Annotated in this window: 15 protein-coding genes; 6 read left to right on the forward strand and 9 right to left on the reverse strand. The window is 71.4% G+C overall.

What is annotated here, in order from left to right; genetic code table 11:
- Window positions 1-6 precede the first annotated feature (6 nt).
- Genes OG594_RS46850 through OG594_RS46860 form a run of 3 tightly spaced genes read left to right on the forward strand, consistent with a single transcriptional unit; the run spans window position 7 to window position 3,871 of the window.
- On the forward strand, window positions 7-1,521 hold the full coding sequence (locus tag OG594_RS46850; protein WP_266609130.1) for an ATP-binding protein: 1,515 nt from the start codon (window positions 7-9) through the stop codon (window positions 1,519-1,521).
- Complete coding sequence (locus tag OG594_RS46855) at window positions 1,518-3,272, forward strand: type IV secretory system conjugative DNA transfer family protein (protein WP_266609132.1); 1,755 nt, start codon at window positions 1,518-1,520, stop codon at window positions 3,270-3,272. The genes OG594_RS46850 and OG594_RS46855 overlap by 4 nt, the downstream gene beginning before the upstream one ends.
- Complete coding sequence (locus OG594_RS46860) at window positions 3,269-3,871, forward strand: DUF4913 domain-containing protein (RefSeq protein ID WP_266609134.1); 603 nt, start codon at window positions 3,269-3,271, stop codon at window positions 3,869-3,871. Before OG594_RS46855 ends, OG594_RS46860 begins: the two co-directional genes overlap by 4 nt.
- Before the next feature lie 65 nt (window positions 3,872-3,936).
- Here the strand turns inward: OG594_RS46860 and OG594_RS46865 are convergent, their stop codons facing one another.
- The 4 genes from OG594_RS46865 to mobC all read right to left on the reverse strand — a co-directional run bounded on the left by OG594_RS46865 (window position 3,937) and on the right by mobC (window position 8,631).
- On the reverse strand, window positions 3,937-4,410 hold the full coding sequence (locus OG594_RS46865) for a hypothetical protein (protein ID WP_266609136.1): 474 nt from the start codon (window positions 4,408-4,410) through the stop codon (window positions 3,937-3,939).
- Between the two features lie 12 nt (window positions 4,411-4,422).
- Window positions 4,423-5,694: a hypothetical protein gene (locus OG594_RS46870; protein WP_266609138.1), complete on the reverse strand. Its 1,272-nt coding sequence runs from the start codon at window positions 5,692-5,694 to the stop codon at window positions 4,423-4,425.
- Window positions 5,695-5,821: 127 nt separating this feature from the next.
- Entirely contained in the window at window positions 5,822-8,296 is a 2,475-nt protein-coding gene (locus OG594_RS46875; protein WP_266609140.1) for a hypothetical protein, read from the reverse strand.
- Window positions 8,293-8,631 (reverse strand): plasmid mobilization relaxosome protein MobC, encoded by a 339-nt coding sequence (gene mobC / locus OG594_RS46880; protein WP_266609142.1) that lies wholly within the window; start codon window positions 8,629-8,631, stop codon window positions 8,293-8,295. The genes OG594_RS46875 and mobC overlap by 4 nt, the downstream gene beginning before the upstream one ends.
- A gap of 331 nt (window positions 8,632-8,962) precedes the next feature.
- On the opposite strand from mobC, the gene OG594_RS46885 reads away from it, so the two are divergent.
- Both OG594_RS46885 and OG594_RS46890 read left to right on the forward strand, forming a co-directional pair.
- On the forward strand, window positions 8,963-9,337 hold the full coding sequence (locus OG594_RS46885; RefSeq protein WP_266609144.1) for a hypothetical protein: 375 nt from the start codon (window positions 8,963-8,965) through the stop codon (window positions 9,335-9,337).
- Between the two features lie 80 nt (window positions 9,338-9,417).
- Window positions 9,418-9,990: a hypothetical protein gene (locus OG594_RS46890; RefSeq protein ID WP_266609146.1), complete on the forward strand. Its 573-nt coding sequence runs from the start codon at window positions 9,418-9,420 to the stop codon at window positions 9,988-9,990.
- A gap of 551 nt (window positions 9,991-10,541) precedes the next feature.
- Here the strand turns inward: OG594_RS46890 and OG594_RS46895 are convergent.
- The 3 genes from OG594_RS46895 to OG594_RS46905 form a co-directional block, all read right to left on the reverse strand.
- The gene (locus tag OG594_RS46895; RefSeq protein ID WP_266609148.1) at window positions 10,542-11,645 is read right to left on the reverse strand and encodes a 3'-5' exonuclease; all 1,104 of its coding nucleotides are present in this window, start codon (window positions 11,643-11,645) and stop codon (window positions 10,542-10,544) included.
- A gap of 249 nt (window positions 11,646-11,894) precedes the next feature.
- Entirely contained in the window at window positions 11,895-13,370 is a 1,476-nt protein-coding gene (locus tag OG594_RS46900; protein ID WP_266609150.1) for a hypothetical protein, read from the reverse strand.
- A gap of 134 nt (window positions 13,371-13,504) precedes the next feature.
- Window positions 13,505-13,777, reverse strand: a complete 273-nt coding sequence (locus OG594_RS46905) for a hypothetical protein (RefSeq protein WP_266609152.1) — start codon at window positions 13,775-13,777, stop codon at window positions 13,505-13,507.
- Between the two features lie 29 nt (window positions 13,778-13,806).
- Between OG594_RS46905 and OG594_RS46910 the strand changes: the two genes are divergently transcribed.
- Window positions 13,807-13,977, forward strand: a complete 171-nt coding sequence (locus OG594_RS46910) for a hypothetical protein (protein ID WP_266609155.1) — start codon at window positions 13,807-13,809, stop codon at window positions 13,975-13,977.
- Between the two features lie 45 nt (window positions 13,978-14,022).
- Here the strand turns inward: OG594_RS46910 and OG594_RS46915 are convergent, their stop codons facing one another.
- Both OG594_RS46915 and OG594_RS46920 read right to left on the reverse strand, forming a co-directional pair.
- Window positions 14,023-15,609 carry a hypothetical protein gene (locus tag OG594_RS46915; RefSeq protein WP_266609159.1) on the reverse strand — a complete coding sequence of 529 codons (1,587 nt, stop codon included), beginning with the start codon at window positions 15,607-15,609 and terminating at the stop codon, window positions 14,023-14,025.
- A gap of 367 nt (window positions 15,610-15,976) precedes the next feature.
- A partial coding sequence (locus OG594_RS46920; RefSeq protein WP_266609161.1) for a hypothetical protein occupies window positions 15,977-18,030 on the reverse strand: 2,054 nt, incomplete at its 5' end.

The following is an 18,030-nucleotide window of genomic DNA, read 5'->3' on the forward strand; positions in this document are numbered from 1 at the left end:
GGCGTCATGAGCAAGATCGACAAGAAGTCGTCCCGGCGGACCGTAACCGCCGGGACGACCGGGAGCGAGCCTACCGGCGGCGGTGGCCTCAACCCGCGCGTGATCGCATCCCGCTGGGGTTGGAAGGGGGCCGGCCGTGGCCGGGCCGCCCTCCTGGACCCCGGTGCCGTCTACCTCAGCTCGACCAAGCAAACCGCGGGGCTGTACCCGTTCGTCCTCGGCGGCGGCCTGCCGCCCGAGGGCGTACCCATCGGGTACGACCAGCTCACGCACGAACTCGTGTGCTTCGACCCGTCCGGGTGGATCGGCACCCTGCTGACCAACCCGGGCGTGTGGATCATGGCGCAACCCGGCGTTGGAAAGTCGGCCATCGCCAAGCGCATCTGCCTCGTGTACACCTCCTACGGCCACAAGTTGGTTGTCCCCGGCGACGTCAAAGGGGAGTACGCGGGCCTGGTCCGCGAGCTCGGCGGCCAGGTCGTCCGGATCGGTCGCGGCCTCGACCGACTCAACCCGCTCGACTCCGGCCCCCTCCGGCGCGTCCTGCCGACCCTCGGCGCCGGCCGCCGGGATGCTCTGCTCTCGGAAATGAACGGTCGCCGCAGCGAGCTCCTTCACGCTCTGCTGACCACGGAAATGGACCGGCGGCCCGACTCGTCCGAACGCAACGTCGTGGAAAAGGCGATCCGGCTCGTGGCAGCCGCGCTGATCGGGGAGGAAGACCCGGTCATCCCCGACGTGGTGAAGGTGCTCCGGGAAGGGCCCGCAGAGCTGCGGGCACAGCTCATGGTGGACACGGAAGACGACTACCGGGCCCTGGTCCGCCAGGTCACGCACGCGTTGGAGAACCTGTGCGACGGCCCGTTGGCCGGCCTCTTCGACGGGCCGACCACCCGGCCGCTCGACCTCGACGCCCCGGCCCTGTCCGTCGACCTGTCCACCCTGCTGACGGCCGGCGATCAGGTCGTGTCCGCCGGCCTGCTGGCAACGTGGGCGTACGCGTACAGCTCGATCGACTCGGCCCGCGCGGTCGGCCTGATGAACTCCCCGCTCGTGCTGCCGCTCGATGAAATGTGGCGGGCCCTGCGAGCCGGCCCCGGCATCGTCAACGCGTTCGACAGCATGACCAGGTTGAACAGGGCCCGGCGTGAGGTCACGCTCATGATCACGCACAGCCTTCGCGACCCTGAGTCTCTGCCCACCCCCGAGGACCGGGCCAAGGCCATGGGCATGATCGACCGCTGTGACTCGATGATCCTGGGTGCGCTGAGCGTCGGCGAGCTCGAACGAGTCTCGGCGCAACGGCCCCTGACGGATGCCGAAATCGCCATGATCGCCTCGTGGTCGTCGTCCTCCGGCACCGGCCTGGACGGCACCCGCCAGGTCCACCCTGGCCGGGGCAAGTACATGTTGAGGCTGGGCACCCGCCCCGGCACCCCCGTCCGGCTCGCGCTGACGGAAGCCGAACGCCGCCTGTACGAGACGGACCCCAAGACGATCAGCAAGGGAGTGACGGCGTGAACGAATCCGGCAACGGCGGCGGGGCCGGCGCGGGGGCTCCCCTCGCCGTCCTCGGCGTCGTCGTGGGCGGCGCCGCCCTGTTCAGCGGCGCCTACATCGGCGGCACCCTCGGCGTCCTCCTCGCGGGGGGCGGCTGGGCTCCGCCCGCCTACAGTTTCAAATCCGCGGTGGCCCTGGTCTCCGGCGGCCCCGCCCGGCTGTGGCCGGGGCACACCACGGCGGCCGGCGTCGGGATCGTCGTGCTCCTGGTGCTCGTCCTCGTCGGCCTCGGCGTCGCCGGCTTCTTCATCTGGCAACGCTTCTTCTCCCACCGTGCCGGGCTCGCGGGAGTGCGCGAGCTCGCACCCCTCGCCCCCAAAGCGATCACGGCACGGGCCCGTCAGCTGCGGCCGTCCCTCAAGGGGGTGGAGAAGGTAGAGCCTGACGACACGGGCGTACTGCTCGGCAACCTCGACGCGGCGCGCGGCCCTGAGCTCCGGGCGAGCTGGGAAGACGTGATGCTGTCCATCATGGCGCCGCGCTCGGGCAAGTCCACCTCGATCGCCGTGCCGACGGTGTTGCGCGCCCCCGGCGCGGTGATGCTCACGAGCAACAAGCCGGATGTGTGGGCGGTCACCCACATGCGGCGCCGCAAGGTCGGCACGGTGTGGCTGATCGACCCGCAGGGGATCACGCACTCTCCCCGGGCCCTGTGGTGGGACATGCTGGCGTCCGCCCGGACGATCGAGGGTGCCGGGCGTTTGGCCAGTCACTTCATCGCGGCGACCACGGACGAAAAAAGCCGCGGCGACTTCTGGATGGGGGCGGCCAAGAACCTGCTGACCGCCCTGTTTCACGCGGCCTCCGTCTCGGGCGGCTCCGTCTCCGACGTGCTCGCCTGGCTGTCGACGCCGAGCGACCGGGCCCCCGTCGCCGCGCTCAAAGCTGCCGGGAAAGAAGCCCACGCGCAGCAACTCGCCTCGACGGTCGCCGGTGCGGCCGACACCCGCGACGGCATCTACGAGACGGCGCGTCAGTGCGTGGCCTGCCTCCTCGACCCCGAAACCCTCGCCTGGGTCACCCCCGACCCTGCGGCCGCACAGTTCCGCCCGGACGCCTTCGTAAAGTCGAAAGACTCCCTGTATCTGCTCTCCAAGGACGGCGGCGGCTCTGCGGCCGGTGTCATCGCGGCCGCCGCTGACGCGGTACTCCGCGCGGCGATGGCGGCCGCCGAGCGAGCTGGCGGACGGCTCGACCCGCCGTTGCCCGCCGTACTGGATGAGGCCGCCAACGTGTGCCGCATCGAGGACCTGCCCGACTTGTACTCGCACCTGGGATCCCGGGGCATCCCCGTGACAACCATCCTCCAGAGCTACCGCCAGGGCGTCCGCGTCTGGGGTGAGTCGGGCATGGATTCGATGTGGAGCGCGGCCACCGTCAAGGTTCTCGGCGCCGGCCTCGATGACGCCGAATTCGCCGAGAAAGTCAGCCGGCTCATCGGTGAGCACAAGGTCTCCGAAAGCTCCGTGTCCCACGGATCGACAGGCCGCAGCGTCAGCACCTCGCGCCGGCGCGAGCGCGTCATGGAAGCGGCGGACATCCGGGCCCTGCCCAAGGGCCGGGCCCTGCTGCTGGTGACCGGCGTACGCGTCGGCATGATCCGCCTGCGGCCCTGGTACCTGGAGCCGGACGCCGTCGATCTCACGGCAGACTCCAACGTCGAAATCGCAGAGATCGCCAACCGCGCGAGCCGAAAGGTGCTCTCGGCATGACCGACAACACGCCAACCCTGGACGGCCTGGCCGAGGACCTGGAGGACATCAAAGCCAACATCGCGGCCTTCGCCTCACAGCTCGAAACCACCACGAACAAGGTGGAACAGGTGGCATCCGCGGTGGCCTCCGGCGGCGGCCAGGACAACGACGGGAAGGACGGCGACGGCGAGAAGGAGAGGCCCAAGACACCGCCGTTCATCCTCTGGCTGACCGGGGAAAAGTACGCGGCCGAACTCGAAGCCCTGGCGGGCTGGGTGACGAATCTCCTCGTCCCCACCTACCTCGGTGAGGTCTCCTCGTCGGCCACCTGGTGCGCGTCCTGGTGGGCCCACCCGGCGGCCGTCGCGCGGCTCCATGCACTGTGGTTGGCCTGGCAGGAACTGACCGATCCCGAGACGTGCGGACGCACCGGCCCGTCCGTCTGGCACCGTGACCACCTGGACCCCGCGATGGTCCACCTCCGTGCCGCCGATGGCCCGTTTGCCGCCTGCATGACCCACCCGGACCGACTCCAGCACGACGTACTACCGGTGCCCCCGGTGACACCGCTGCCGACTCGGGCCGCCGTCGCCGAGGCGGAACCTGCGACCGTCTGACGGTTAACGTGTACAAGCTAAAAGGGCCGGAGGGAGAACATCCCTCCGGCCCTTCGTCGTCCGCGTTACGCGATGTTGCGGCGGGGTGCTCCCGGCGGCGGGGTCGGTGCGCGTTCCGGCCCGCGCGCCTGAGTCGGCGTCGCCTTCGCGGCGGTCGTCCGGCGGCCGCCCTTCGTTGCCGGCACGCTTGGAGACTTCGCCGCTGCGGCTGCTGCGCGCGCGTCGATGTCGGCGCCCGTGGCCTCGTGGGCGGACAGTCCGTCAAGGCCTGCCGCGTCACTCCATTCCGCCCCGGCCGTGGCGATGTCGCCGCGTCCTGCGGCCTCGGCTGCGCGGCCTCGGGCCTCGTCGGCCTCCCCGAGTGCGGCATCGGCCCGGGACCGCTGGTCGGTGCTGCTGCGGGCGAGCGCGGCCGCGTGCCGTCGGTCCTCCGCGTCGTCCGTTCCGGTGTCACCTGTGCTGCTGGTGGTGGACGTTGCGCCCTTGCTCGTCGGCTCGTTGCCCGCCGGCCTGCCGGGGGTACGGAAACTCGAATTCATCGCTCCTCGTTCCTATCGTCCGTGGGTACGGGCCGGAGTCGGCTGGGCCGCAGGGCTCGCGGGCGCGGCCGCAGGCCCCGGTGGCGGCGTCACGCCAGGCGTAGCGGTGGTGGACTGCGCGGACGCTGCCGACGCTCGGGCATCCGTCGTCGGCGTGGGACTCCCCGTTGGGGTCGTGGCCGGGGTCGACGCGGGGGCCGCTGTCGGGGTCGACGTGGACGCCGGTGCCGCCGTCGGGGTGGCCGGGGTCGACGCGGGGGCCGGCGCCGTCACCGGGGCCGGGGCAGGGGCCGGGGCAGGGGCAGGGGCAGGGGCCGGGGCAGGTGCCGGGGCCGGGGCCGGGGCGGCCGGGGTCGACGCGGGGGCCGGCGCCGTCGTCGCGGTTGGGGCCGGGGCCGCCGTCGCCATCGGGGTCGCCGTCGCCGTCGGGGTCGGGGGGTTCTTGGCCTGGTCGTTGAGCAATCCGCGGGCCGCTTCTGCGGGCGTGAGCGTGATGCCTGCGGCTGCTGCCTGCTGGATACGGACGGGGACGCCGGCAAGGGCCTCGCGTGGATTGTGCCCGCTGCCTTGCAGGTCCTTCATCTGCTTGGCGATGGTCGGCCACTCCCGGGAGGTAACCAGCTTGTCCAACACGTGCTCATCGGCCATGGACTCGCGGGCCACGATGGCCAGTCGAGCATTCTCCTGCGGCCCGATTCCGAGGCGTGCGAGCTCGCTGGCGTAGTCGCCGACGGGCTTCTGTTGCCCCCGTACCTTGTCCAACAGGTTCTTCCCTCCTTCCTTCATTCGCTCCCAGGTTCCGGCCCGAGGCTCCTTGCTTCTCCCGGATTCCTGGCCGGGCGGGGGCGCCCAAGGATTGCGCGGCTGGCTCGTGGTCGTCGGCACGGTGACGCCCGGTGCTGTCGCCCCTGCCCGTAGGTCGGTGTCCATGCGCGCGATCACGGGAGCTGCGTCGCCGAGGAACTGGGCCACGTTGACGCCTGTTGCCTCCAGCCGTTTCAACTCGGTGGCGAGCTGCGGCCACTGCGTGGAATTCACCATCGCCTCCGCCACTTCCGGGGGCTTGATGGTGCCCCGCACTAGGTGCGCGTACCGCTCGTGATCCGGGTCTACCGGCTGCCGAACGGGGGCGGGTGTCGGCGTGGGCGCGGCAGCACGTTCCGCGGCCTCGCGCTGTTGGCGCTCGCGTAGGGCCTGGGCCACCATCACGAGCACTTGCAGGGCGACGGCGGCCGTCTGGGCCGCCTGCCCTCCGGCCTGCTCCATCGGGTTGGTATCGCTCACGGGTTCCCCTCGTCCTGAGCCATCATCATGTCCTCATCTCCACGGGTCTCCTGTACCTGACGCTAGCTGTCCGAGGGCCGTCACGTAGGCGGTTTTCCCGCCCGTGTGACGGCCCGGACTAGCCTGTCTACCGCCGGGGTCCGCGCGTCGCGTTCCGGCGCTGTGCGGCCTCCTGTGCGGCCCGCTCGGCAGCGCTCCGCTCACCTGGTGCCGCACCCTGCGGGCGGGCGGGTCCCGTCCTTCTGGGGATGCGGGGGAGAGAAACCGGGGCGCCGGCCTTTTGTAATCTCCCTTGCATTCGCCAGGTGAGCACCTGGGCCACGTTGTCCGCGTCAGCCAGGTCTCGGGACGCGACCACCTCGGCGAGAATCTGCGCCGGTTGGTGTCCTTCCCCCGCCGCCTTGATGAGGTAGGCGGCCAGTGTCGGGGCAGCGGGGTCCGCGAGCACGGACGCCGCATATTCCGGGACCGCTTGGCGAACAGCTTCCCCGAACGTGGTCGCGGTCGCGTCCACACCTAGCGGCGTGTCCTCGATCGCCACGGGCTCTCGTCCCACCACCGGCGGCGGTGTGGTCCTCGCACCCGAATCCGCGGTGTCGTCGCCGTCGCCGGAAGAGACATCGGAGGGACGCGGCGGCCTGGCCGTCACGCTGCCTTCGGGGAGGTATGCCAGACGGTTCCCTCTCGGCGTCTCCCCCTCGCGCAGACTCACGGCGTAGTGGCTCGGATCACCCATCCGCATCTTGGCCGCGTACTCATGTAGTCGCTCGGCCGCGTACGCCTCCGCCGTCACGCCCTCGGGTAGATATCCGGTGCCCTCGGCGTCAACGATCGACCGATCCGCCTCGTTCACGAACTCGTAGTGGCTGATCGTCCACCGGACCGGCCTGCCCCCCGTCTGGGGTGCGACCGGTGTGGGCTGTTGCTGGGGCGGGATCGCCGGTCCGTCTCCAGTCGACGCGTTCCGCGCGTCCCTGTCCATCTGCCGTTGCAGTCGCCAGACGAGAACCTCGGCGGTGCTGTCGGCGTCATCGAATCCGCGAAGCGACGCGACGCGCGCGAGCACCTGGCCCGGGTCATAGCCGGCGTTCTCCGCCTGGCGCAGGGTAGCCGCCAGGGCCGGCCACGCTGCCTCGCCGAGGACGGTTTCCGCTAGGTGGGGGAGTGCGGCACGGACGACAGGCGCGTACGCCTCGACTAGAGCCGGCCCGTCCGGCTCCATCGCCGTTCGCTGCCATATGGCCCGGCTGCCTCGTCCTGGTCGACGGCCGCCGGCGGCGCCGTACGCCACCTCGGTGGCGGCTCGCAGATGTGTACCGGCCTGCGCCGCCGCTCGCTCCTGGGCGGCGTGCTGGGCGGCCTGGTGCCATCGCATCGCGGCCGTGATGGCCAGGGCGACGGCAACGAGAATTGCGATGGCCGCGGCGGCTTCTCCGCCACTGGCGATGGCAGATGCTCCGGTAACGAGAAGCTGCGTCGCGCTACGCAGGTGGGCGCTGGCCTCGCTGTCCATGCGGCGGCTCGTCGGCGCGCGGCCAGCCCGTTCAAACGCGCGGGCTGCGGTCCTCAGCTCGTCGCGGACCGCTTCCGGCGCCTGGGCCGCGTAGGTGGCCAAGAAGTCGGCCAGGGCCACCATTTCACCGGCCCCGGCTTCGTTCCCGGCCTGCCCGAGGACGGCGGCGGCCTGGTGCACGTGCCCGGCCGCGAGCTGCCAGGCGGCGGCCCGGCTGGATACCGTGTCGACACCCGGCGATGTGCTGGAGCCGGCACCCGCGCTCCAGCGCTCGCGGACGCGGGGGAGCGAAAGGTCTGGTGCCAGCCGTGAGCCGGAAAACCAGACGGCGCGGCCTCCGGCCGTTCGGTCTCCGGGCAGCGCAACGGAGTAGCCGGTAACTGCCTCGTCCGGTGCCACGCGCTTGTTCAGTCGCAGACCTGCGGACGTGATCGCGGCGAAGAACTCGTCATCGGAATGAGCTCCGGCGGCTGCCCGTCGGACGGTCTGTTGGAGGGTCTCGCGCGGCGTCTCCTCGCGGCCCTTTCGGTTGGCCTTCGCCTGCTCCGCTGCCGTGGGCCACCGGCTCGCCGTCTTGTCGCCGCTGGTGAGCTGGCGTAGCCCGAAACGCTTCTCCAGTTCGCGCGCTCGGGCCTGCATCTTGGGCATGTCTCGACGGACATCGGGTGCCCGTCCGTCCTGTCGGGCCAGGGTCGCCACGATGTGAATGTGATCGTCGGCATGCCGGATCGCAACCCATCGGGCCGCCATCGCGTCGCCCTTCGGAGCGATGCCCGAGGCGTCCATGATCTCGCGTGCCACCTCCGCCCATTCGGCATCCGTCAGCATCCGGTCTCCCGGGTCCAGCCGGACCGGCACGTGGTACACGTGTTGTTCCGGCTGCGGGCCGTCCAGCATCAACACGGGGGCGTCCAGCAGCATGCCCAGAGTCGTGATCGTCGCGCCGGAATCCAACGCCGGATCGGCCACACCCGCGTCCCACGCGGCGACCATGTGAGGGTCTGTGTGTTCGTTCGCTCGACCCGGCCCGTACAAGTAGTACAGAAGCCCTGTCGTGCGGCCGCCGGCCTTCGCCTTCTTCGGGATCAAATCCGTCCCTCCATGACTGCCAACGTCGCGGCGTCCAGCGTCTCCACGGTCTTCGCCACGCGGTCCAGAACGGCGGCCAGGCGCTCCGGGGTCTCCTCGCCCTCGCTGTTCAGGACGTGAGCAATCTGGTTCAGGTTGTTTCCGATCCGGTTCACGGAAACCCGGGCGTCGGCCAGGGTGCGCAGCTTGTCTTTCACGTCGACCGGTGCCGGGTTGACTTCTTCTTTGGCGACGGCCACGGCAACGGTCGCGATGTACGCCGCCACTGACTGACCGGCGGCCGTCGCCGCCGTCAGGATCGTGGCGTACTCAAGCTCGTTGAATCGGACGTTCAAGCGCTCTTTGCGCGGGGCGTCGGCTCGTCTCGGACGACGGCGAGCGGGTGGCATCTGCTCCATCAAACCCCTTCCCTCCGTTGGTCCGTGCTCGGACCAAAACAGCGGCATAAGAGCCCGAGCATAGCGAGAGGCGGGCGCCGCTGCCTGGATAAGGGCACCTTATCCACTAACTTGCTCCGACTCTGGAGGCCGCTGGGGGTGGGTGCCGGGGGTAGGGCGGCACGCGGCTCCGCCGCGTATGGGGTCCGGGGCTTGCCCCGGTGGTTCACCGTCCATCCGGGTGGGGGAAATCCGCCTCGTCTCCGATGGGGGCGCTAGCATGGCGCCCATGACCGCATCTACGAACAACGGCACTGCACCTGACGAACAGTCGTTCATCGAAACTGCTGAAAGCCTCCTGTCTTCCCGCCTGGATGTCGTGCGTCCCCTGGCGCAGATCATCGCCGAGCGCAAGCACCTGCAAGCTCAGCTCGCTGACGTAGAGCGGCGCTACGGCGCCGCCTACGCGAACGCCGAGGCTGGCGGGTGGACTACCGGCGAACTCGCGCAGATGGGAGCTACCGAGCCGACTCGGCGACCGCCGGGCCGCCCCAAGAGGGCGCGTGCCACCAAGGCGCCTTCCCCGGCCGTCGCGCCCGCGTCTCCGCCGAATCCGCGGAGCCCTGAGCCGGCACAGACCCCGTCGTCCGCTCCTTCGGCCTGACACCCATTCGACCTGCCCCGGCCCCGGTTCCGCCCATCGCGGCCGGGGCCCTTTCCTTCCACCACCTAGGAAAGCCAATCATGATCGCGGGAAAGCTCAACACCTTCGTGTGGGTCCACAAGGAAGACGCCAACGCTCTGCGCGAGCTGAGCGGGGCAAATGCGGCCCGCGAGGCTGCATGGCTCACCGCGCAGCGCGAGCGACTTGGACTGTCCGAGGGCGAGCCCACACCGGAACCCCTCCGCCTCGAACTGCTCCGCCTTCGGCCTGTTCAGTGGCCTGGACAAAGTCGCCTCGTGGAAGCGTCCATGCGCGTCCGACTCTCCCGCGCTGACCTCGTCGGGCCCTGGGCCCCCTTCACTCCTGAGGAACGAGAAAGTCAACGGCTCTCCGGCCGTCGACCCGGGACCCCGAGCGAGAGGTTCACCGACAAACTCGCCCTTGACCTCGACCCCGAATTGGTCAACTTCGCACAGCTCGCCTCACACCGGATCAGCGAACCCATCGTCAGCCAACTGCGCGCGGAAAACCTGCTCGGGCCCGGCCGCTCACGCTCCCGTGCCGCGCGACTCCGCCGGGAAGAACTCCAAGCTCAGATCTACACCTTGGGTCGCATCGCCCGAGAGGCCATCACCCTCGTCCTGCACCCGTAGAAACTGGCGGCCAGGGCGTGAGTGCCAACAAACAAGGTAGTTAGCACTCGACTCGGGCCGCGCCAACTTTCGGGACGGGTGCGGCGGGGTGGGTGGGGCGGCAACCGTCACATGGCATGCGTGGCCGGCGCCGCTGCCGACTGCGGCCCGTCGCGGCGTGGAAAAGACGGCCGGCGGCGGGAGGGGGGGTGCCGGGCCGGGGCCAGGTTGCCGCTCTGCCGGACGTGTACGGGGCCGGGCGCCGTACCCCCGCCGTCACGGATGCGGCAGCGTGAGGCGAACGCACCGCCCGTCTGTGGCGGGCGGGGAGCTGGCAGCTGCCGCGCTCCAATGACGGCCGGTGTGGTCGCTCCGCGTCGGTGCGGGTCTCGTCGTGGCACATGAGCGTGTCGTCCGTTGCCTCCCGCACCACCGTGGGCAACCCCCGCCCAAGGCCCGTGGATGGGACAACACCGGCCGTTTAGCGTGTACAAGCTAAGTCGTTTCGGGGGGCGGAAATGCCGGAGCCCGCACCGACTTTCGGCACGGGCTCCGGGCTGCTTCTTCGGGGGCTAAAAGGGGTCGGGCTGCTCGGCGATTTCCCTGATCCGTTCAACTACCGTTCGGCAGTCTCCGAGTGCTCGGTGACCTCCCCCGAGCCTCTGCCAACTCCACCCGCCCCAGTAGTCCGACCACTCTCCCACGTGCACCGCGTAGGCGAGCATCGCGCATCTGTCCCACTCTTGGGCGTCCATCCACTCTGCGGCTGCGGGGTGCCTGTCGTGCGGCCGCAGTGGCTCGATCCCAATCAGGCCGAGGTGGTGTCGGTTGAGCTCGTAGGCCAAGGCTCCGGTGTCGTACTCCTGGTTGTAGATGATGACGCGCCGGCCTGCGAGTGCCCTCGTGAGCCGGGGCAGGATCGCCCCGAACCGATCGGCGTTCTTCACGTCCTCGTCAGTGATTCCGTGGATCGCCGTAGTTTCCTCGGGAATCGGGACCCCGGGATGTACGAGGGTGTCCAGCAAGACGTTCCCGGCCCCGTCCGTGACGCTGATTTCCACGATCTTCGCGTCCCAGTCGAGTCCCGTGGTTTCCGTGTCAAGGATTGCGAACTCGTGCGGTGCGGCCATCACTCGGCGGGCCCACTCGCGAACCGGGCCCAGCTCGTCCCATCGTTCCCGCTCGCCTGCCCGGCGAGCCTCCTCGGCCTGCCGCTTCCGTTCGGTCTTGCACGCCTCGCATGTGCGGGGAAACCCGAACGCATGGCGGAAGTCGTCGGCGGCGTCGGCGGCGTCGATCTCCTCGCGGGTGGCGGTCTGAGCGGTGCAGTCGGGGCAGTGCCGACGGGTGAGCCGGCGGGCGACCTCCTCACTGCGCTTACGCGTCTCCTCGCACGCGGCGCACACGCGGTAGCGCACGCTGTCGTCGTGCAGGTACTCGGTCCCGCACCGCAGGCATGTGCGCTGCCAACGGTCGGCGGCCGTGTCCGCACAGGGGGTGCAGATGCGGCCGGAAGTGTGAAGCCACGGGGAGCGTCTCCGGCTGCGCTCGTACAGGGGGCGGTCGGCCACGGCCTCGCACAGGATGCACGTGCGGCGTGCGAGTTTCTGCGCTTCCTGACGGGGGGAAAGCGGCCGGACGGCCCGGGTGTCATCGACGTGGTACAGCTCGATCATGTCGCTTCCCCGGTAGCGGGTGCGGTAGCGCAGATAGGCACGGGGTTTCTGGCCCGGTGTCTGCCTGCGGCCGGCGGCCTCCAACTGGCGTACGGTCATGAGCCCGTCCGGCGTCTCGCCGGACGGGTACACCGGCAGTCCGCGGTAGGTCTCGGTGGCCTGCGCGGGCACCTTGCCCGTCGCCCTGGTGCTCGTCGTGGTCGTCTTCATGTACTCCACAACCTCCCTTTGAGTCCGGGGTTACGGGCCCTACTCCGCCTCGATCGCGGGCTCGGAGAATGCCGGAATCTGCCCCGGGATGACCTCGACGGGGGTCGAACTGTCCGCTGCCTTCTGCGGGGCCTCGCTGGCCGGTGCCTTGCGTCCTCGGGGCGCCTTTTCCTTCTTCGCCCCCGCTTCCTTGCGCAGGGCCTCCAACTCGTCGGCGAGCTTCTTCCGGGCCTCCTCGGCTCGCTGGGCGGCGGCTTCGGCGGTCTCGGCCCGGAGGGTGGCGGCCACGCTGTCCCGGTCCGCGCGTCGCCGCTCCTCGACCTCGCGCGCGAGCTGGGCGGCCAACTCGTCCCGGTGTTTCTCTGCGGCGGCGATCTGCTTGTCCGCTCGCTCCTCCGCCTTCACGGCCCGCGCCTCGGCCTGCTCCCTCCTCTCGTCGGCCTCACGCGCGAGCTTCTCGGCTGCGACGCGCTGACGGCTTGCCTCCACCACCTGTTCGCCGGCCCGGTCGCGTTCGCCTCTGGCGTCCTTGGTTTCCTGCATGGCGGCGGCGTAGCCCTTCGCCAACTCCTTCATCTCCTCCTCGGCCTGGGTCGCGCGCGCTTCGGCGCGGGCCTGTGCTTCTGCGGCGGCGGTCGCGCGGGCCACGGCGTCCTCGGCTTCGCGGCGGGCGTCGGCGCGTTCCCGCTCGGCCTCGGCCCGCAGCCGGCTCGCATCGTCGGCGCGGCTGACGGCGCGGTCCCGCTCTCGTCCGGCCTCCTCTGCGAGCGCCTGGGCGGCCGCCGCGTCCTGGCGTGCCTGGTCGCGCTCGCCGGTGGCACGCTCGCTCTGGGCCACGGCATCGGTCGCGATGCGCTCGGCGGTTTCGGCGCGCTGCACGGCGGCGTCCCGCGCGGTCTCGGCGAGCTCCTGGGCGGCCTTGGCGGCCTCGGCCTTCTCTTCGGCGATCCGCTGCCGGTGGGCGGCTGCGGTCGCCTTGTTCTCGGCGTCTTCTCGGGCAGTGTCGGCGGCCGCCCGCGCGGTACGGTCCCTCTCCGCGACGGCCTGTGCCGCATCGCGATCCGCGGCCGCCTGCTGTGCCTCGGCGCGGGCGGTGGCAGCTTCTGAGCGGGCCTCGGCGGCAGTCTGGTTGGCCTGGGCCACGTCGCGCATGTTGGCGGCTCGCGCGGCCGCCAACCTGGCTTCCACGCCCTCGGGTGAGTTGAGTTTCTTGATCTCCGTCCGGGTGTCGGCCGCCACCTGCTCCAGCCGGGTCACGGTCTCCTCCATGCGGAGAATCTGACCCGGCAGGCCCGGCGCGTTGCGCTCGCGTGCCCGTGCCTGGCGGCGTTCGGCCTGGCATTCTTTGGTGCAGTACTCCGGCGGCCGGCCTTTCTCGCTCGCGGGCCTCGCCCGGACGATCGACTTACCGCAGTTGGCGCACGGCTCGGGCCAGTAGCCGTGAGGTGCCTCCTCCTCTCCGTCGTCGTCGCCCTGGTTCACGGGCTGCTGCGGGTCGTCCTGGTCGTCGTTCACGTACGCAAGCCTTCCTGTTCCAAACTCGGCTGATGCCTGGGGTTTCTGGCCGGTCCCTGATCGTCCCGTACCCGCGCGCATGATCAGTTCGCCTCGGTGTCCTGCGGGACGACGTTCGCGACGGGCCGACGTGCTCAGAACCCTTCGGGCAGTTCTTCGGGTCCCCTGTTCGCGGCACGCCACTGCTGGGCGTCCTCCTCGGTGACGAACCGCCAGTCGTCTTCCCGCCCGTCGAACTGGCGGGGCATCGTCTGGATGACCCACCGGCCGCCGACGGATTGCCACAGCCGCTCGTGGAATGCGGGGCTGCCTGCCGAGGGCTCGTACGCCTCGGCCGTCTCGGTGTCGAACCAGCCGGCGAACGTCTCGCCCGGCTCGTCGCTTTCGGTGATGTACCGCTTCGGCATGTCGGCGTCCTCTTCCTGTTGGTGGTCCGGTGCGCGGCCGCCGGCTCCTCGACCTCGACGGCGGCGGCGGCCTGGTCGTGCTCGTGGTCCTGGTGCTCGTCCTCGACGGCGGCCGCGCTGTCGTGCTGGTCGTCCTGGTCGTCCTCGACGCGGGCGGCGTTCTCGGCGGGGTCCGGCAGGGGTCGGGCGCCGGCGGGTGACCGGCGCTCGACCCCCTACCGGGGTCCTCCGCAGAGGGGTTGGGGCTAGATCGCGCGGAGGGTTCGCGCGGCGGCCAACGTCACACGCGCGCGGGGGGCCGGTCGGGCGGCGTCTCGTGTGCGCAGGGTGGCGGGCCTGGTGGTGGCGGGCTGCCGGTAGGTTCCCGTGCGGAGTCGGCGTATGCGGCGGGCCCGCGCGGGGGTCGGGCTGTGAGGCGCCGGCGGAGTGGCCGGCTCGACGGCGACGGGCTCGACGGCGGTCGGCTCCGGGGTGGCCTGCTCGACGGTGGCTGTCCAAGGGTCGATGGGGTCCTGAATCCAGAGTTCGGCGGCCACGGCGTCGGCTCGCTCCCAGAGAGGCCGGCGAGCGTCGTCCCGTACGGGCTGCTGCGGGCCTTGGGCCATGGACGCGGTGAGGTGTGACAGGACATCCGATCGGTACCGGCGTCCCAGGTTCTTGACCTCGGTCGGGGTGAACTCGTCCAGCACGCCCGACAGGACGGTCATCAGGCTGCGGCGCCATGTGCCGTAGCGGCGGGCGGCGCGGGTGGCCAATCGCTCCAGCCTGGTCATGACGGGGCCCAGTGCGGTCAGCATGCGGTCGACGGCGCGGGCGGGGCCGGTGACATCGACATGGCGCCACAGCTCGGCACCGGTGTGGGTGCCGTCGGCCAGTAGCCGGCGGGGGCTCGACGTCTGGACCCCGAGAAGTCGCGCCACTTCCAACACGATCGCGCGGTGGTCGCGGGCTCGGTGGGCGCGGTGGGCGGGGAGGGTGATGCGGGCCTGACTGTGGCTGCCGGTCTGGTGGTGGCGGGTGATCTCGGCGCGTACGGACGGGCGGCGGGTCGGCGCCTGGGCGGCGTCGTGGGCGGCCTGCTCCGCGTACTCCTCGGCCCATCCGTCGTCGTCGGCCTCGACCTCGGGAACGTGCGGGGCCGGCGCGATGGCGTTCCGGCAGATTCCACATCGGGCGTCCAGCTCCCATGACGCGGGGCAGGATCCGCACCCGTACATGTCCCGCTGTACCCCGCGCTCGATCTCGGCTTGCTCTCGGGCGGCCTCGGCGGCCCGCTCGGCCTGGTAGGTGGCCTCGGCGGCGGCTTGGCGAGCGACGGTCTCGGCGTGCTGGATGGCGGCTCGGCGACTGGCGGCGGCCAGACTCAGGCGGGCGGCGGCCCGGCGGCGCTCGTGCTCCTCGCCTTCGGGGAGGCACGGGAGGAGTTCGGCGCGCTTGCCGTGCGCGCGGGCACGGTTGACGCGGCGGGCGCGGGCGCGGAACTCCTTGTCGGTCTTGAGAGCGTTGGGAACCGCGCGGACTCGTCGGGCGGCTTCCACGCCGTCGGCGGTGGCGGTCACGATGCCCTCGGCCTCGATCAGGAATCCGCCGGCCATGAGGGCGTTGACGCGCTCGGCGGCGATGCGGCGGCCGGTCGGCGTGCGCCGGTAGGTGCCGGCACCGTCGGCGTGGATGCCGTGGGCGGCGGCATGCTCGACGGTCTCCAGGTGGGGAAGCGTCCAGCACAGTGCGGGTGCGGTGTCCTCGGCCAGGCGCTGACTCAGCCATGCGGCCGTGTCGAACTCGTCGGCGGGGTCGTCGTCGCGGGTGGCAATCTCACGGGTTGTCAGCACCCGCTCACTCTATCATTTACGCGATTACCATTACCAGTAATTGAGAAAATGAACGTTAACGAGCGGCTGCCAGTTTTCGCGGGGTGGGTGGCCGGCCTCTCGCCGGCGGTCCTGCTCGGGGGCTCCGCCCCTCGGCGGCTAGAGCCGGCCGGGGCGTCCTGCCCGTGACGACAGTTTTAGCGTGTGCAAGCTAAATTCCCTCGGCCCTGGCTCGTCGCCGGCCCCTGAGGGATTTCCGGCTTCGTGCTCTGCGTGCTGTGCACGCTGTGGGCTTGGGTCCTGTCGGTGGTCGTTCGCTGCGGTGGTCACCGTGGTGACGCTCCGACTCGATCGACCGTGGGCAGACTCTACCGCCTCCCTCCCCTCCTCATGCACTTCTCTGCTCGGTCGGGCGTGTCGCCTCCTCGGCGGCCTGCTCGGCTGCGGTACGGCGCACCGCGTGCCACTCGGCGGTGACCTGACCTCGCCAGGTCACGCAGCGCTCGCCCGGGGCGGCTTGGCAGTGCCGGCAGTGCTGGCGGGCGGGCAGTACGGCCCGGCGGCGCTGCTGCGGCTGCTGGGCTCCGGTGGGGCTGAGGTGGGCGGGGTCGATGATCTGGCCGCGCTGGGCGAGCTGGTGGGCGTGGGCGAGCATTCCGGCGGCGCCGATGCGCTCGGCCTCGATCTCGCGGGCGCGGGCGTGGTCGGGGCTGCCCGTGCTGGTCCGGGGGTAGGCCCGTGCGCCGGCGGCCATGCCGGGGATCACCTGCTGATCGGGGCCGGGCCGCAATCCGCGGCGGCGCTTCTCCGTCCTGGTGAGCCGGCTCCACTCCTCCTCGCTGGCCCACCAGTCGTGGGCGGCCTGGTCGACGCGGGCCTGTGCTGCCAGGTGGGCCGTCCGTGTTGCCGTTCCGGTCTCCTGGCCTGCCTCGTACAGGGACCGGCCCGTGGGGACGTACGTGGTCGCTCCTCGGCGGGGGCGGGCGGTGGTGATGAGCTGGAGGGCCTGGGCCTGCCTGAGGTGCCGCAGGGTGGCACGACGGCCGTAGCCGGTGGCGGCGCTGATCTGGGTCAGGGTGGGCCGGTCCTGTTCCTGAACCTGCCACAGGGTGCGGGCCGCGTGGTGCCCGAGGGTGTGCCATACCCCTGCCTGCTGGTGGGCGATCAGGGACCGCAGGTAGGTAGGGAGTTCAGCGGGAGGTGGGGGGGCGGCGGCGTTCCGCCTTCTGTCAGACCCCGGGTGAGCTGGGGAAACGGTCTCGGGGACCCGGTCAATCGCGCACCGGTGGCCCTTGTGCTCGGGGCACTTGTGCTCCGTCGCCAGGGTCACCCGGCGGGCCTGTCCTGCCCTGCGGTTGGCCTCGGCGGTGACGGTGAGCCATCCGTCCCTGATCAGGCGCCACAGGGCCAGGGATGCCGTCTGGTACGTGTACCCGGCGAGCGTGCCGACGCGCCGCACGTTGGCGGACACGTCGGTGGTGCTGGCGCTGATCATCAGCCATGCCACGGCCATGAGTACGGCGGCGTCCGCCGGGCCGGACTCGCGGCCCCACCGTGCGGGGCCGGCCACCTGCATCCGCGCAACGAGGTCGGCCACGGCGGCCTCGGCGTCCGTGCGGTCCTGGTGGTGGCCGTCGTCCTCCGGGCGGCGCGGCATGCGGGCGGCGTCCTGGACGGCGAGCCACCACACCCGGGCCCACAGTCGGGCCGTCTCGTCCTCGTCGCGCGGGGCGCGGGTGCCGTCCTCCTGGCGCTCGCTGCGGAGCCACTCCAGCGCGGGGGAGGACTCGGCGTCGCGCACCACGGCCAGGGCCTCGGCCTGCGTCCAGCCGGCCAGGGCCATGGACCGGGCCGAGGCGTGGGCCCAATCCGAGAAGTTCTGACGGGTCGTCAGATTGCGGCGGAGTCCCTTCACCGCGCGCTCTCCGAGGGGGCGCCACGGGACGGCGAGCCTGGGGCATCCGGTGGCGTCCTGCTCGACCGGGCGGACGATCGGGCCGCGCTGGCGGATGGACGGCGGTACCTCGGTGTCCTCGCCGTCGGCGGCCAGGGCGGCGGACGGCCGGCGGGTGCGGCTGGTCGGGCTGACGGCGGCGGCCATCGTCTCCAGCCGCGCGGCGAGACGCTCGAACGCCTCGGCCCGCGCCGAGGCGGCGCCGAGGGCCGTCACGGCCTGGTCAAGGGTGTGGGCCGTGAGCTCGCTGTGTCCGCCGAGGCGGTGGGCGGCGCCGGGCGGGCGGACCGCGCCGGCTTTCGCGTTCATGAGCGGGGCCACGTCCAGGGACGGGCACAGGGTGCGGGCCGCTCGGGCGATCCGCCGCACCGTGGTGACGGGGACGCCCTCCGCGCACCCGAGCCACACGTGGCGGCCGCCGTTGGGGCCAGACCGGGCCGGTACAGGCTCGATGCCCTCGGCGGCGGCGGCGCCTGCCAACAACTCGG

This window comes from Streptomyces sp. NBC_01214 (assembly GCF_026340975.1).
GTDB lineage: Bacteria > Actinomycetota > Actinomycetes > Streptomycetales > Streptomycetaceae > Streptomyces.